Origin of the sequence: Burkholderia cepacia GG4 (genome assembly GCF_000292915.1) — a bacterium.
Taxonomy (GTDB): Bacteria; Pseudomonadota; Gammaproteobacteria; order Burkholderiales; family Burkholderiaceae; genus Burkholderia; species Burkholderia cepacia_D.
In genome coordinates this window covers 1,106,622-1,123,155 of sequence record NC_018514.1, presented here as the reverse complement: position 1 = coordinate 1,123,155, position 16,534 = coordinate 1,106,622, and the positions used below count along the sequence as shown (strand labels likewise).

The 16,534-nt window shown below is 61.9% G+C and carries 9 protein-coding genes and 1 pseudogene; 8 read left to right on the top strand and 2 right to left on the bottom strand.

Going from position 1 to position 16,534, the window contains the following annotated elements:
- Nucleotides 1-4: 4 nt before the first annotated feature.
- The 5 genes and pseudogenes from GEM_RS20810 (at nt 5) to GEM_RS20790 (ending at nt 10,470) form a co-directional block, all read left to right on the top strand.
- On the top strand, nt 5-1,270 hold the full coding sequence (locus GEM_RS20810; protein WP_014899360.1) for a hypothetical protein: 1,266 nt from the start codon (nt 5-7) through the stop codon (nt 1,268-1,270).
- 14 nt (nt 1,271-1,284) lie between these two features.
- A complete protein-coding gene (locus GEM_RS20805; protein WP_014899359.1) occupies nt 1,285-6,009 on the top strand; it encodes an RHS repeat-associated core domain-containing protein in 4,725 nt (1,574 codons plus the stop codon).
- Nucleotides 6,010-6,899: 890 nt separating this feature from the next.
- Nucleotides 6,900-7,265, top strand: a pseudogene (locus tag GEM_RS20800) (helix-turn-helix domain-containing protein); the annotation flags it as partial.
- Between the two features lie 938 nt (nt 7,266-8,203).
- Nucleotides 8,204-9,739, top strand: a complete 1,536-nt coding sequence (locus GEM_RS20795) for a catalase (protein WP_014899357.1) — start codon at nt 8,204-8,206, stop codon at nt 9,737-9,739.
- 89 nt (nt 9,740-9,828) lie between these two features.
- The gene (locus GEM_RS20790) at nt 9,829-10,470 is read left to right on the top strand and encodes an ankyrin repeat domain-containing protein (protein WP_014899356.1); all 642 of its coding nucleotides are present in this window, start codon (nt 9,829-9,831) and stop codon (nt 10,468-10,470) included.
- A 45-nt stretch (nt 10,471-10,515) separates the two neighbouring features.
- Here GEM_RS20790 and GEM_RS20785 read toward each other — a convergent pair whose 3' ends face one another.
- Complete coding sequence (locus GEM_RS20785) at nt 10,516-11,439, bottom strand: LysR family transcriptional regulator (RefSeq protein WP_014899355.1); 924 nt, start codon at nt 11,437-11,439, stop codon at nt 10,516-10,518.
- Between the two features lie 174 nt (nt 11,440-11,613).
- Here GEM_RS20785 and GEM_RS20780 point away from each other — a divergent pair, with 174 nt between their 5' ends.
- Genes GEM_RS20780 through ttdB form a run of 3 tightly spaced genes read left to right on the top strand, consistent with a single transcriptional unit; the run spans nt 11,614 to nt 14,467 of the window.
- Nucleotides 11,614-12,915 (top strand): MFS transporter, encoded by a 1,302-nt coding sequence (locus GEM_RS20780; protein WP_014899354.1) that lies wholly within the window; start codon nt 11,614-11,616, stop codon nt 12,913-12,915.
- A gap of 47 nt (nt 12,916-12,962) precedes the next feature.
- Nucleotides 12,963-13,862 (top strand): L(+)-tartrate dehydratase subunit alpha, encoded by a 900-nt coding sequence (gene ttdA / locus GEM_RS20775; protein ID WP_014899353.1) that lies wholly within the window; start codon nt 12,963-12,965, stop codon nt 13,860-13,862.
- Nucleotides 13,859-14,467, top strand: coding sequence for a L(+)-tartrate dehydratase subunit beta (gene ttdB / locus GEM_RS20770; protein ID WP_014899352.1), 609 nt, complete (start codon nt 13,859-13,861; stop codon nt 14,465-14,467). The genes ttdA and ttdB overlap by 4 nt, the downstream gene beginning before the upstream one ends.
- A 166-nt stretch (nt 14,468-14,633) precedes the next feature.
- Here ttdB and GEM_RS20765 read toward each other — a convergent pair whose 3' ends face one another.
- Nucleotides 14,634-16,529: a serine hydrolase domain-containing protein gene (locus tag GEM_RS20765; protein ID WP_080599507.1), complete on the bottom strand. Its 1,896-nt coding sequence runs from the start codon at nt 16,527-16,529 to the stop codon at nt 14,634-14,636.
- Nucleotides 16,530-16,534: the final 5 nt, after the last annotated feature.

The window sequence follows — 16,534 nt, the reverse complement described above, 5'->3', positions numbered from 1 at the left end:
ACGAATGCAGAACTGGCAGCCGACCAATCCGGTGGAGCGCAGGTTCATGGATGCGCATTCGGACTGGATGAGTTTCGCGCAGGAGCGTGATGCGCGCGTGATGATCTGGCAGACCGACGAGACGGATGCGCAGCTCGTGCGGCTGTATTTCCAGGTTCAGGATGAAACGTCGTGTGCGGTGCGGACGATGCGTGCGCCGTTCGTCGATCAATCGAGTTATGCAAAGGCGCTGACGGACGAACTCATTGCGTTCTACGACAGCCGGCGCGAGGCATCCAGTGCGCATGGCGTGTGCGCGGATTGGCACGCGCCGCACGACGACCGCAAGAATCCGGTGCTGTATCTGCTCACGATTGCCGGCAGCCTGATGCAACACCATCCGGATGTGTTTCCGTCGATGGTGTTCGTGCTGAAGCCCGTGAAAGTGCGGGATGACGTGGCATGGGTGCGATGGCTGGACGGGGTGTTGTCGAGCGTCGCCATGGCGCCGAACCTGGGCGAGCGTGTGCGCTTCGTCGTGCCATGCACGGACGTTGCGCCTTTCGCGCCGCTGATGCAACGACATCGGGCCGCGGTGCGTGTCGTGCAGGCTCGATATTCGATGGCGAGCGTGCCGCGCGAACTGCTGGCGGAATCGGGCGAGCGCGGTTCGAGCGGCGAATTCCGGCGGCAGTTCGTGATGCTGACCGAGACGATCGAGGGCGGCAATCCTTCCCGGCTGGAGGAACTGCGCGCGGCGGCACTCGAGGTCGCGGAGCGTGAGCAGTGGTTCGATCAGTGTGTCGTCGTGCATCTGATTGCGGGGGCCGCGTATCTGAAATGGCGCGATCGGGAGCGTGCGATCGAGGCTTACCAGCGCGCCGCCAGCAGCGGTATGCGCGCAGTCGAGGCGGGGCATCCGGCGGGGCACAAGCTCGTTGCGAACGGATTGTTCGGCGAGGCGAGCGTGCATTTGACCCATAAGGACTATGCGCACTCGGCGTATTGCTATGAGCGTGCGGCGGCGTCGACTGCGGCGGCGAACGACGGCCTGATGACGGTCGAGGCGTGGCGGATGAGCGCCGTGTGCTGGGAGCGAGCAGGGGCGCGCGAGCATGCGCTGGAGGCCGGATTCAATGCGCTTGATGCAGGCTTGATGATCGACGAGCCGATGCGGGCGAACAGTAATCTGCCGCTCGTCGTCGAGTGGATGACTTCGCAGATCGGTGCAATGGACCGGCGGCGCAATGCGCTCAGCGAGAAAGTCGCGGCGTTGCGCGGCGGACGCTGAGCGGGGAGGGCGACGTGGGGCTGCTGGCCGTCAAGCACCTGGATCCCGTCGTTGGAATCGACGTTCATTCGGTACTCGTCGCGCCGAGCCCGACACCGGTGTTTCTGCCGCATCCCCATGTCGGATTCATGCTCGATCTGCGGGAGTATGTCGAGGCGGCGAAGGGCGTCGTTGGCAGCATCGCGATGGCGCTTGTGCAGGAGAAGGTCGGCACGTATCTCGAGGATCATCCGGATGTCGTGAAGAAGCTCGACGCTGCGGCCTCGTTCGCTTCCGGAAAGCTCACCGATATCCAGGACAACGCGATCGTCGCCGAGGGACTGAAACTCGAGCAGCAAGCGGCGGCGCTCCAGAGCGGCATTGGAAACGCGATAGGCGTGGGCGTCGGAATGGGCGGTGCCGCAGGCCGGCCGATATTCGTGAACGGGTTGATGCGGGCCACGGTCGGCACACATTCATATCACGTGCCGGGGCTGCATTTCCCGCTCGGGGAGTCGTTTGCGCCGCCGCCAGAGCCGGATCCGATTCCATCAGACGACGCCGAATCATTTATGGGGAGCAGGACGGTGCTCGCCAACAACGATCCGATGTCGTTCATGGCGCTGCCGGCGTTGAGCTGCTGGTCGGTCGGCATGGAGCCGCCAGGGCACAACAGCGCGCATACGGAGCGGACCTATCCGTCGATGCCGAGCTCGGTGATGCTGCCGATTCCGGCAGGCAGGCCGGTGATGGTGGGGGGGCCGCCGGTGCTGAATATGGTCGCGGCGGCGAAGGGGCTGTTCAAGGCGTTTCAGGGATCGAAGTGGGCGAAGTCGCTGGCGGACAAGCTGAATTTGAAGTCGGGTTTCTTGCGGTGCAAGGTGTTGCATGCGGAGCCGGTGGACGCCATTACGGGCGACGTGGTTGTACAGCAACACGACTTCACGGTCGCCGGCCGTCTGCCACTGGTGTGGGGCCGCCATTTCACGAGCCGGCACACACGACGAGGCACGGTTGGCGCGGGCTGGCAAACACCCGCCGATATCCGTCTCGAATTGATTCGGCACGCGGGCCGCATAGGGGTGGCTGCCTATTTCCCGGATCACGCAACGACATTCGACGAAATTCCTGGTTCCGGCGGGTGGCCGGCTCGCGTGCACGACTGGCAGCACGGACACGCGTTGTACCGTCGGGGCGACCAACTGGTCCTGCGCACGCGTGCCGGGATCGAGCATGAGTTTGCCGGTCCAGCATGCTGGCAACAAGCAACGGACATGCTCGAGGACGGCGCGACCTTGACGCTTCCGGTCACGCGGATGGCCGACCTCAACGGGAATGCGTGGGTCTTCGAGCGCGGACCGGAAGAAGGTCTCGTGCGCCTCATCGAGTGCAAGGGTGCGGCGGCGAGCGGGCGCGCCATCGAGTGCGAGTCGGGGGCAAGAGGCGCGGCTCGCGGCAACGCAAACCTGCTGACCGCGCTGACGCTCATCGACGCCGACGGCCATGCACATCCGTTGGTTCGCTACGAGCATGATCGGTACGGCAACCTGATCACCGCGTTCGATGCGATGGGCCAACCACTTCGCTTCGCGTATGCCGACAGTCACCGGATGGCGCGCCACACAAACGCGCGGGGGATCGCCTTTTACTACAGTCACCGACGATATCCAGACGGGGTTTGGCGAGTCGATCACGCGTGGGGCGACAACGGCATATTCGACTACCACTTTGCCTATGACATCGGTCATGGCGAAACGCGGATCACCGATTCCTTGGGGTACACGACGACGCTTCAAACCGACGATCGTGACATGCCCGTTGCGAGAATCGATCCACTGGGTGGTGTGTGGAGTTACCGCTATGACGCACAGGGACGGACAAGTACCGAAACCGACCCGGCCGGGCGTACCACAACCTGGAAATACGATATCCACGGCAATCTGCTCGCGAGAACGCTGCCTGACGGGAGCGTGGTCCGCGCGGAGTACGACGCGACGCACCACCCCGTGCAGGTGACTGATTCGGGGGGCAGACAATGGCGTTGCAAATGGGATGAATGTGGCAACCTGCTCGAACGGACACTCCCGTCGCAAGTCAGCTTCTACTCCGAATACAACCGCCACGGTCAGATGATCGCCCATACGAAGCCAGGCAGTGTGACGACGCACTTCGCCTACGATCGCGATGGCAATCTCGCCGAGGTGGTCGATGTGCTTGGCCAACGTACCCGATATATGCACGATGCACGGGGCAACTGTATTGAGACTGTCAACGCATTGGGGCAGGTGAGTACCTATGCATACGATCGCAATGGCAACCTCACGCGAGCAATTGAACCCGGTGAACGGGAAATTTTTTGCAGCTACGACGCCGACGGCAATCTCGTTCGGTACCGGGATCCCGGCGGTCTCGTCACGCAACTCGAGTATTCGCCGTTGGGCAAGATTGCGAAATGGCTGGCGCCGGACGGGACCGCGGTCGAACACCGATACGACACCGAGGGGCAGCTTGTCGGCGTGGTCAACGAGCGCGGCGAGATTTATCAGCTGAAGCGCGATGCGTTGGGACGGATCGTGGAGGAGGTGGATTATTGGGGCCAGCCGCTGCGATACGAATACGGTGCAACCGGGGACGTGCGTCGTAGCATCGACCCGCTGGGACAGGCTGTCGACTATGAAACGGACTTGCTCGGGCGGATCCTGCGAAAGCGAGTCCCCGATCCACGTCAGCTTGATGGCATCCGTACCGAGATCTTCTCCTACGATCGTAATGGCAATCTGATCACCGCGGAAAATCCCGACAGCCGCGTCGAACTGAAATACGACGTGGCCGGTCGCGTCATCGAAGAAAGGCAGGGCGAGCGGTTCGTGATCAGCAAGATCCATGATGCGATCGGCCGTCTCAGCGAACGACGGACCCGGTTGACCGCCGGTCGCGAGATCATCACTCACACGGTTCGCTACGAGTATGACGCGCTCGGTGCAGTCAGTTCGATCCGGCTGGACGACGCGGCGGCGATCACGTTCGAACGCGACGCGCTCGGTCAAATTCGAGTCGAGCACCTTAGTGCCGAATTGCGTCGCGAATTGTCATACACGTCGGAGGGGGCGCTGGCCAGACAAGCGCTGTTTTCCGATACCGGCCCGTTGTTCTCCCGGGAATACTCGTACGATGCAAACGGCGAACTGCTGGAAACGCACGACTCGCGCCTGGGTATTGAGCGCTATCAGTACGATCCGGTGGGCAAGCTCACCGCTCACCTCGATCCGGCAGGCAAGCTTCATCGCTTCCTCTATGACGCCACCGGTGACCTGCTGAAAACCAGCGTCCGCCACGGAGACAGGCATCGGACTGACGCATGGATCCGGGAAGGTGAGTACGACGGCTGCTATTACGCATTTGACCGCGTGGGCAACTTGATCCGCAAACAGGGCGCCGACCAAGATCTGACGTTGAGATGGGATGCGTCCGGGCAACTGATCGAAACGACGTCGCTGCGACCGGTGCTCGCCGGTGCGGAGGCCCACAACGTCAGCATTCACGTCATATACGCATACGACGCATTCCGACGGCGCGTACGCAAGACTGCGCACGTCACCGTGGAGAAGAAGGACTCGGCAGGCATCTGCGACAAGGCCAGCACGTCGTCCTATATTTCCCACTTTTTTTGGGACGCAGATACGCTGACTGCCGAATACGCCTGCGACGCCGGCGGAGGAGACTCGCGTCTGCGCAATCCGGGCGCGGCGGCAGGGCCGACACGCTTGCAAAAGAGTCGTACGACCGAAGCGACGGTTTTTCGCGGTGGGCGCGAGTGGTTCTACTATCCGGAAACGTTTCAGGCTCTGGCTGTCGGATATTCCCGCTGTCCGCAGGGAGACGACCTCACTTTCCCGATGACAAACGAAGAGCAAGTCAGGACCTCCGTGCCGGCGGGAGCGTCAGATCCCGCCTCGGAACCGATACCGTCAATGCCTGCGCTTTCAGGGAAACGCGTGTTTTTCTTCGAGAACGATTTAAACTCGGCGCCCGTGCGGATGCATGACGATTGCGGCCGTGTGACCTGGGAGACGCATTATGGACCACTAGGAAAAGCCGCAGGTACTGAAGCGAACCTGATCAAGCAACCGATCAGGCTTCAAGGTCAGATTTTTGACTGGGAGTCAGGTCTTGCTTATAACAGGCACAGATATTTTGATTTTGGCGCCGGCATCTTCATAAGCCAGGATCCGATCGGCCTGGACGGCGGAATAAATCCCTACCAATACGCGCCAAATATATTTAGATGGACCGATCCGACAGGATTGAAGAAGATCCCGCGCAAGCGTGAGGAATGGGTCAATGGTGTACGCGCGACAATTGTCGTGGGCAGTGGAACGCCTCAAACCTATGGCAGCGGGACGTCCGGGCATGCGGAGCAGGACGCACTTCTTGACAATATCCTCGACATGGAGGATCAGGATGTCATATTGAAAGATATTGAGGGGGACTACCGCAGCAAAGATAAAGGGAATTGGGTCGATCCGGTTACGATCTGCACCAAGCGTTGCAGAAGCGAGATGTTCTGGGCGGCGCATATCGGAAATGTCGCCTCACTGACATTCCCAATGGTTGTCGCGAAAAAATTTGTTCGGCCAGTGACAATTCATCGCGGGCATTTCGAACACTTGGCCAATGAAATGGAAAACCTTAAAACCAGTTCAAAGAAGCAATGGGAAGCCATAACGGAATGTGAACAGGGTCAATGCAACCATCATTGACGACTTTCACCTCAACGCCACTGATCTGGCGTCTTCACGAGCGCCAGCTGGTTCGTGGACGCATGCCAGAACGGTCGTTCAACGAGATTTTCTGAATGTCGAGCGAAACCAAAACCATTGAAGGGGCATCGGCGGCAATACGACACTGGGCAGTTTCAACCATGCTTGATCAACGAATAGCTCGAGCATGTCGGCAGGCACCGTCGCAGCGCCAGCGATGCTCCGATCCGATTCAGCGGAGTACCCGAGATGACTCCGGAGATAGTGTTCAGGGGCTCGAAGAACAGCGACACCTTGAAAGTAGCCGCCTTCGACCGCGGACAAACCACCGATCCTTATGGCTGGATACGATGTCATGGCCATACGCGCTTTCCTTCGCGGCCCCAAGGCTGAACCAATTCTTGCCGGTGTCATGCTGGACACCGCGGTAACCTGGGACCAGGCCATTCTTTGCGATGGACGGGAGTCGGATTCCGTGTGTTACGTGGTATGCGAACCCACCCGGATACTGAACCGGCGACGTCAGGCGCCTGTGCAATGGCTTCACGGGCATATCTCTTGAGCAATGTCTTGGTCAATGAAAGGGACCCATGCGGCTCAGACGACGGCTTTGCGGCAGTCACATTCGCAGGTCGTTCCTTTCCTGGGTCAAGGCCGATTCTAACCGAGCACGTCAAAATCGCGACTCGACTTGCTCGTGATATTGATGTCTGGAGTGGGCCGGAAGCTTGCGGCAAGAAGTGCTCGATTCATTTACCTCATTTGACATAACGTGAATTATCGAAATTTTATGTGTAGGTCCCAAGTTCAGATGTCGCGTTTCCGCTAAATAAAAATGTCGTGTTTTGGCCTGTAGGTTGATCGCCGACACCTCACAGGGAGCGCCGGCGATGAACGCGACTGGGACGATCACCATGACGATGCGTGAAGTGGATCGGCTGAAGGTCATTGAGGCAGTGGCCGAGTGCCGGCTCAAGCCCGGTCAGGCAGCCGACCGGCTGAGTTTGAGCGTGCGGCAAGTTGAGCGGCTCGTGTTGCGCTATCGCGCAGCCGGCGTGGCCGGATTGGTGTCGGGCAAGCGTGGGCGCCCGAGCAATCACCAGTTGCCTGCTGGCAAGGCGCAGCGGGCGCTGGCGTTGATCCGCGAGCGTTACACGGATTTTGGACCAACGCTGGCCTGCGAGAAGCTGCGCGCATGCCACGGCATTCGGGTGTCCAAGGAAACGGTCAGGAAGCTGATGACGGACGCTGGATTGTAGATGCCGCGCAAAACTCCAAGCACCTGCTCCCCAAAAAAGAAACCCGACCAAGGCCGGGTCTTGTTGTTGCGTTTAGCTTACGACAAGTGCCGGAATTGGGCTGCGCCCACGATGGTCCGCTCGAATTCGGCAATTACTACTTGGCTCGAACATCAGAACCCAGAATTCGTAGGCACTGTTCGGTGATTTGCCCCATACCGTCAGCACGCCACTGCTGCATAGCCATCCGCGTTCAAAACCATTCCAGGCAAATCGAATGTGAGGTTTTGTTACGTTCATATGTCAACCCGTGAAGTAGTGCTGATCAATTTGAAAAGGCCCGGCACGAGGCAAGCTCATGTTACCGCTTTTTCCGTTTGAAACGGCCCTTGCTGTCACGTGCCGACGTGCGCCGCATTGTGATGCGCCATGATTCCTCCCGTCGAGTTGTCAATCGATCCGGGCAAGGCGCGATCAGCTGGTCGCCATTGGTAGTCGGCGACCTTGTTCGCACCGCACCCTCCGTCGCTTTGCCCTTCCCTGTTCGTCGCGCAGTCGAATGATCCGTTTCCAGCAATTCGTTCCCGTCGAGGAATGGCCAACGGATTCGCGGAGCACGAATACCCGCACACTTCGCCGCTGGCAGACATGCGCGTAGCGAGTGCCACGGCACACAAGCAAGGTTGCCCTCAATCGCGCGATCACGGAGTGCTGGCGTCACGTTGCAGGCCCATCTCGATGCATACTCAAACCGATAACGCACCAGCCCTTTCCATCCAGATAGCTCGCCTTCCACTGCTTCATCACAGGCAGAATAAATTAATTTAGTTAGCCGAATTATAGAATTAGATATCCGACTCCCTATCACTCAATTAGAGAGATTCAATTGGCTTGTTTCACGTCGAAACCATTACATTTCGTCGGCATTTCCCCCTCAGCCAAGGAACCTCATCGATATGTCATACACCGGGAATCGCTTTTTTCAGAGCATGATTGCCGCAGCTTGCGTTGCATTGGCCTCTTCTTCCCATGCCGTCGAACTGACGCGCGACAACGGTTCGCCCGTCGGCGACAACCAGAATTCCCAGACGGCCGGACCGAACGGTCCGACGCTGCTGCAGGACTCGCATCTCATCGAAAAACTCCAGCGCTTCGATCGCGAACGCATCCCCGAACGTGTCGTGCACGCCCGCGGCACCGGCGCATTCGGCGAATTCGTGCCGAGCGCCGACCTCAGCGATCTGACGACGGCCAAGGTCTTCACGCCCGGCACGAAGACGCCCGTGTTCGTCCGCTTCTCGACCGTGATGGGTTATCGCGGCTCGCCCGAGCAGGCGCGCGATCCGCGCGGCTTCGCCGTGAAGTTCTATACCGAACAAGGCAACTGGGATCTGGTCGGGATCAACCTGCCGATCTTCTTCATCCGCGATGCAATCAAGTTCCCTGACTTCGTGCATGCGAACAAGCCGAGCGCCGTCACGGGCGTACAAGACGCGAACCTCGCGTTCGACTTCTTCGCGCATGCGCCCGAGGCGACCAGCATGCTGACCCTGCTATACACGACCGAGGGCATGCCCGATTCGTACCGGCACATGGATGGCTACGGCGTACACGCGTTCAAGTTCGTCAACGCCGACGGCAAGTACACGTACGTGAAGTTCCACTGGAAGAGCCAGCAAGGGATGCACGGGCTTCGCCCGAAGGACATTGCGGGTTCGATCGGCGCCGACTGGAACCTGATGACGAACGACCTGTATGGCGCGCTGAAGGCCGGTAACGCGCCGAAGTGGGATCTTTATATTCAGGTGCTGAAGCCGTCCGAACTCGACGCGTTCGACTTCAACCCGCTCGACGATACGAAGGTGTGGGCCGGCATTCCCGAACGCAAGGTCGGCACGCTGACGCTGAACCGCGTGCCGGACAACTACTTCGAGTCGACCGAGGAATCCGCCTTTGCACCATCGCGGATGGTACCCGGCATCGAGCCGTCGGAAGACCGGATGCTGCAGGGCCGGATGTTCTCGTACGCGGATACGCAGATGTACCGCCTCGGCGCGAACTTCAACCAGTTGCCGATCAATCGTCCGCGCGTGGCCGTCACGAACAACAACCAGGACGGCGCGATGAACTTCGGCGACCGCAAGGGTGAAGTGAACTACGAGCCGTCGACGCTGAACGAACTCGCGCAGAACCCGCGTTACAAGTCGGTCCAGACGCCGCTTGCCGGCACGACGCAACAGGCCGCGATCCGCAAGACGCTGAACTTCCGGCAAGCGGGCGAGTATTACCGGATGCTGTCCGTGCAAGAACGGCAGGACCTGGTGACCGCGCTGTCGGGCGACCTGAGCCACGTGACGAACGACGCGAGCAAGTACGCGATGCTGTCGTACTTCTACAAGGCAGACGCAGACTACGGCACGCGCCTCGCGCGTGCGACGCATGCCGACCCGTCCCGTGTGAAGTCGCTCGCCGACAAGCTCGTCGAGAACTGATCGGGCGATAGCGCGAAGGCTGCACGCGCGGCCTTCGCGTCCCACCCTACCTGATTGCGCCGCGCGGCCATGCGTGGCGCGCATCGCAGATGAAGAATCGACTCCGAACCGCCCTCTCCCGTACGCTCGCGATCGCGGGCGCCGTCGTGCTCGCGGCCTGCGCACCGCTCGCACCGCCCGCAGCCGTTCCCCACCCCGACGCGCACGCCGATCTGCACCAATACGACGATGCGTGGTTTGCCGCCGCGCGTCTCGGCCGCATCGATATCCTGCAGTCGCTCGTCGACGCGCATTACCCGATCGACACGACGACGCGCGAAGGCTATACCGCGGTCATCCTCGCAGCCTACCGCGACCAGCCCGCGACGCTCGACTATCTGCTGCGCAACGGTGCCGACCCATGCATCGGCGATCGTCACGGCAACACGGCACTGATGGGGGCGCTGTTCAAGGGAGAGATTGCGATCGCGAAGCGGCTGGCCGATACACACTGCCCGATCGACCAGACCAATTACGCCGGCGAAACGGCACTGTCCTTCGCCGCGCTGTTCGGCCGGCTCGACATGCTGCCGGTGCTCGTCGCACATGGCGCGAATCCGGATCACCTCGATGCACTCGGCCGCACGGCGCTGCAGAACGCCATCCTGCAAGGCAACGACGCTGCGGTTGGCGCGCTCGAGAAAGTCGGCGCGACGCCGAATGCGGATGTGACGTTGCGGTTGAGGCCATAAATACCCGGGCGCATCGGCCCGGGTACTCGTTGCAACCGCGATGACCTACCAGTTCGAATCGACCGGAGACGGACCGTCGGCATGCTCGCCGAGGTAGTTTCGCAGGTGCTCGACAAAGCACGCGACCTTTGCCGACAGATTCAGCCGTTCCGGATACACCACGTAGATGTCGGCGGGCGGCGTGTCGAAGTCGCTCAGTACTTGCACCAGCCGGCCGCTCCGCAAGTATTTGGCAATGTCCCATTCAGCGCGCATCAATATGCCGTGCCCTTCCAGCGCCCAGTTCAGCGCGACCTCCCCGTCGTTGGTGCTCAGTTTGCCGTGCACCTTGACCGTCTCGGTGCGGCCGCCGCGGGTCAGGCGCCAGTTGCCGTAGGCGGCATCGTTCTGCCGCAGCACGATGCACTGATGGTGCGTCAGATCGTGTGGGTGAGCCGGTTGACCGGCATCCCGCAGATACGCCGGCGACGACACCAGCAAGCGGCGATTGGACGCGATTTTCTTCGCGATGAGACGCGAGTCCGGCATCTCGCCAAAACGCACGGATAAATCGATGCTTTCGTCCGGCAGGCTGACGGGCCGGTCAGTGAGATGCAGTTGCACCTCGACGTCGGGATAAGCCTGGCTGAACACCGGGATCGACGGCCCGATATAGGATCGACCGAATCCCAACGGCGCATTGACGCGCAACAACCCTTTCGGCGCTTCGCGGGTGCTGGACACCAGACGCTCCATGTCGTCGATGTCGCTCAGGATGCGCCGCGCGTTCGCGAAATAGACCTCGCCTTCACTGGTCAGGCTGATGCGCCGGGTCGTGCGATTCAGGAGGCGCACCCCCAGACGATCCTCCATGGCCGACAGCCGGCGCGAGACCGCCGGCGGGGTCAGGTTCAATTCGCGCGCAGTCGCCGCCAAGCTCCCCTGTTTCACCAGCAAGCAAAAGAAGCCCAGCTCCGAGTCCGTATTCATTCGTGAATTTTTTGCAATGATGAATTAAGTCCAGGTCGATTCTCACGAAATTCTATCGGATTAACCTTCGCCCTGCGTCACCGAAGCGCTCGCCTGAAGGCTTCCGGGAGACGGCGTCGAGGCTGCATCAGACGGCCCGGACATCGATTGGTCATTGGATAACGGAGACATTCCATGGACATGGAACTTGAAAAGCGCACGTTGCGAAGGGTGAGCTGGCGTATCGTGCCTTTCATCATGCTGCTGTACTTCGTCGCGTACATCGACCGGGTCAATCTCGGCTTCGCCGCGCTGACGATGAAAACGGACCTGGGCTTCAGCGCATCGATACTCGGCCTCGGAGCCGGCATCTTCTTCTGGGGCTACTTCATTTGCGAAGTGCCCTCCAACGTCATCCTGCACAAGGTCGGCGCGCGGTTGTGGATTGCGCGCGTCATGGTTACGTGGGGCATCGTTTCCGCGTGCATGGCCTTCATCACGGGACCGACGAGCTTCTACCTCATCCGTTTTCTTCTGGGGGCGGCGGAAGCCGGGTTCTTCCCCGGCATCATCCTGTATCTCGGCTACTGGTTCCCAGCGCGCCGCCGTGCCGGCGTCGTGGCGCTGTTCATGGCCGCCGCGCCGATCTCCACGGCGCTCGGGTCGCCGCTGTCGGCGGCGTTGCTCGAAATGAACGGCGTGATGGGCCTGCACGGCTGGCAGTGGCTGTTCGTGATCGAAGCCGTGCCGGCGGTCATCCTGGGTTTCGTCGTCCTGTTCTTCATGACCGACCGCCCCGAACAGGCCAAATGGCTGAAAGAGGACGAGCGCAACTGGCTCGTCGGCGTCATGAATCAGGAAGCCGCCAGCCGGGCGACCACGGCCAGGCACGGCATCGTCAGCGGCCTGGCGAATCCGCGTGTGCTTGCCCTGTCGCTGATCTACTTCGGTACGTCGGCCGGCCTGTACACCCTCGGCATCTGGGCACCGCAGATCATCGGGCATCTCGGCGTGTCGTCGATGACGGTCGGCCTGCTCAACGCGATTCCGCCGATCGTGTCGGTCGTTGCGATGGTCGTCTGGTCACGCCACTCCGACCGCACCGGCGAACGCACGTGGCACGTCGTGCTGGCCTGCGTGGCGGCGATCGTCGGTCTGGTGGTTGCCGCGCTCTCCCATAGCGTGGTCGGACTGATCGCGTCCCTCACGCTGGTCAACATCGGGATCAGCTGCGCCAAGCCGCCGCTCTGGACCATGCCGACGACGTTCCTCTCCGGTGCCGCGGCCGCGACCGGCATCGCCACCATCAATTCGATCGGCAACCTCGGCGGCTTCGTCGGGCCGGCCATGATCGGATGGATCAAGGACCAGACCGGCAGCTTCGCGGGCGGACTCTGTTTCGTCGCCGGCCTGCTGGTGCTCTCCGTCGTACTCACGCTGTCGCTGGCCCGTTCGCAGCGCTCGGCGATGACGCGCGGCAATGCCGCCGCGCACTGAACTCACATGCTCGTCCCCCACTCAATACGTTGCTAGAGGAATGCAAAATGGACAAGGAAGCAGCCATTCAGTCCGTGACGGACACCATGGCGAAATTTACGGCCTATATCGGCAAGCGCCTGCCCAAGGACGTGACGGCGAAGCTCGCGGAGCTGCGCACGCTTGAAACCAATCCGCTTGCGAAGTCGATCTACGATTCGATGGACAGCAATCAGGACGCGGCCGACAAGCTGAACCGCCCGAGTTGCCAGGACACCGGCGTCATCCAGTATTTCGTCGAGGCCGGCGCCCATTTTCCGCTGCTGGGCGAACTGGAAGAGATCCTGCGCGACGCGACCGCCGGCGCGACGCAAATGGGCCCGCTGCGCCACAACGCCGTCGAAACGTTCGACGAGAAGAACACCGGCACGAACACCGGCACCCAGATTCCCTGGCTCGACTGGCGCATCGTTCCGGAACAAGACAGCTGCACCATCGACGTCTACATGGCCGGTGGCGGCTGCACCCTGCCCGGCGCGGCCAAGGTCCTGATGCCCGGACAGGGCTACGAAGGCGTGGCGGAGTTCGTGATGGACGTCATCACGGAACGCGGCGTCAATGCATGCCCGCCGCTGCTCGTCGGGGTCGGCGTGTCGACCTCGGTCGAAACGGCCGCCCGCCTCTCCAAGCTGGCGATCCTGCGCCCGGTCGACTCGAAGAGCGACAATCCGCGCGCCGCCCTGATGGAGGATCTGCTCGAGCAAGGGCTCAACGAAATCGGCATCGGGCCGCAAGGCCTGACCGGCAACAACAGCGTGATGGGCGTCAATATCGAGTCGTCGGCACGCCACCCGTCGACCATCGGCGTCGCCGTCAACACCGGTTGCTGGGCGCATCGACGCGGCAAGATCCGCATCAATGCCGACCTGTCCTATGAAATCCTGTCCCACGAAGGAGTGGTGCTGTGAAAAAGATTCTGACCACCCCCATCAAGAGCGAAGATCTCGAAGATCTCAACATCGGCGACGTCGTCTATCTGACCGGCCGCCTCGTCACGTGCCGGGACGTCGCGCATCGACGGCTGATCGAACAGGGTCGACAACTCCCGGTCGACCTCGAAGGCGGCGCGATCTTCCATGCGGGCCCGATCGTGCGCAAGAAGGACGACGGCAGCTTCGAAATGGTTTCCATCGGTCCGACGACCAGCATGCGCATGGAAAAATTCGAACGCCAGTTCATCGCGCAAACCGGGGTCAAGCTGATTGTCGGCAAGGGCGGCATGGGCCCGGAAACGGCGGCGGGTTGCCAGGAACACAAGGCCGTCCACGCGATCTTCCCCGGCGGCTGCGCGGTGCTGGCCGCCACGCTGGTCGAGGAAATCGAAGGCGCGGAATGGCAGGATCTGGGCATGCCGGAAACGTTGTGGATCAACCGCGTCAAGGTGTTCGGTCCGCTGATCATCTCGATCGACACCAAGGGTAACAACCTGATCCAGCAGAACAAGGTCGCCTTCAACGAAAAGAAGAAGCCGGTTCTCGACAGGATCAGCCAGCAGCTCAGCTTCATCAAGTAAGTGCCCGCAGGCCGGCCGGGGGTGTCGCTCCCGGCCGGCCTGCGCGTTGCCCCGCACGCGTCCGCCCAACCCACGCGCCGCCAGGCGTTCCGGATCGTCCGGGCGTCCACGCTGGCGCGTCTTCTCCGGTGTTTTCCGCTGATCCGTGCGGGTGCCGGCGCCGCAATCAACTTGCCGGCGCGTAGGTCACGCCGCCGATCGTCATCGCGGGTCGTCCGTTGACGGCCGTGAAGATCGCCTCCCACAGATCGCGGCCATTCAGGCCCGGAATCCTGATCGCCATCCCGGCCCGGCCATCGGCCAGCGGCAGCAGCATCTGCCAGACGGGTTTGCCGCTATCGTCGCAGTTGCGCATGACGATGTAGCCCGGCAGGTCCGGCAGCCGGTTCACGCTGGCCTGCAGCACACCCGCGTGAGTCATGGAGCGAATCGTGTCGGCGGACTCGTTGTTCACCTGCCATTGCGTGCCCATGCGGGCCGTCCAGGCCGTATCGAGTTCGGGCAGATTGGCGGCGAGTTGCTGATAGACGGGCGCCGTCAGCGCGTCATAGCCGGCATTGTCGGCCATGCGTACCATCAGGTAGCGGCAGGTATTGCCCGTTTGATCCGGGTCGGGCACGACGGCGAACGCGAAGCCGGGCCCGCTGCCGCTCGCGCTCCACCACCAGCCGTCACTGCCGTACCGGAACGGGCTTTGAGGATGCGATGCCCAGCCAGTGTCGGTCCAGACGTCCAGCGTGAGCGTGTTCGTGTCAAGGCCCACCCGCAAGACCGAGTCGCAACTGGCGTAGATGCCGGCCGCGTCGCCCGGTGCGGGGGCCGTAGCCGGCGGAGCCGGCGACACGCTGATCTTCGCGGGCAGCGCGGCGATCGTGCCGTCCTCCACCAGTGCGCGCAGCAGGACCTCTTCGGCGAGCGCCGCCGGCGTGTATCCCCCGTAACCGGAGACCATCAGCGCCATCTGCGCACCGGGCAACACGAAGAGCGAGCTCGAGAACGTGGTGTCGCCGTTCTTCTGCCACGCGGCGACTCCCACGCGCTGCAGCGCCCTTTCCGCACCGGTATCCCAGCCCAGCCCCCACGGGTAGGCGGACGTCGGATTGATCTTCACGCCGACGATCTGCGTCTGATCCAGCGCCATGCCGGCAATGCCCGCCGCCGACGCGATCCGCGTCCCTTGGTACATGCCCTGCGCGAGCAGCATCTGCGAGAACTTCATCATGTCGCCCGGCGTCGAGCTGATGCCGCCCGCGGCATAGGCGTTGACGTACTCGGGTGTCGCATACCACTTGCCGTCCAGCCGCGCGTTCGGCGGCACGCCGGGCGCCTGCGCGGCACCGGGGAAGCCGGAACGCGTCATGCCGAGCGGGTCAAAGATGTTTTGCTGCACGAATGCCGGAAAGCTCAACCGTGTGACGGCCAGGACCACCTGCTCGAACAGCGTGAAGCCATCGTTGCAGTACACGGCAAGCTCGCCGGGCGGATGCTTCAGGTGCGCGTTCCCGAGCGCCGCAAAGGTGTCGTCCGCGTAACCGGACAGCGGTGCGAGCGAGAGGAAGTTGTGGGAATTGTTGCCGGGCAGCCCGGATGAATGCGAAAGCAAATGACGGGTCGTGATGTTCGCGTATTGCGGGGAAAGCATCGAAAACCCCGGCACGTACTCGACGATGGGCGTATCGAGCCCGATCAGGTTCCGATCCTGAAGGATCACCGCCGCGAGCGCGGCAAAGACCTTGCTGACCGATGCGATGTTGAACGGTGTCTCGACGGTGGCGCGCGTGCCGGCTGCCGAGATCACGCCAAACGCCTGTTGCCACACGATGACGTCGTTCTTGAGCAGCGCGATCGAGATGGCGGGTACGCCTTGCGCGACGAACGTCGCGATCGCTTGCTGGCCCCACGCGATGGTCTGCCCGTAGCGGTTGTCGATACTGCCACCACATCCTGGCAGCAGCGCCGCGAGCACCCCCGCTCCTGCGCAGCCGAGGAACTGGCGACGACGCAGGCTCGCCGGCCCGCCGTCGCCGTCGCCACGATTCGGAACCTGCCGATCGTCGAGCATCGAGC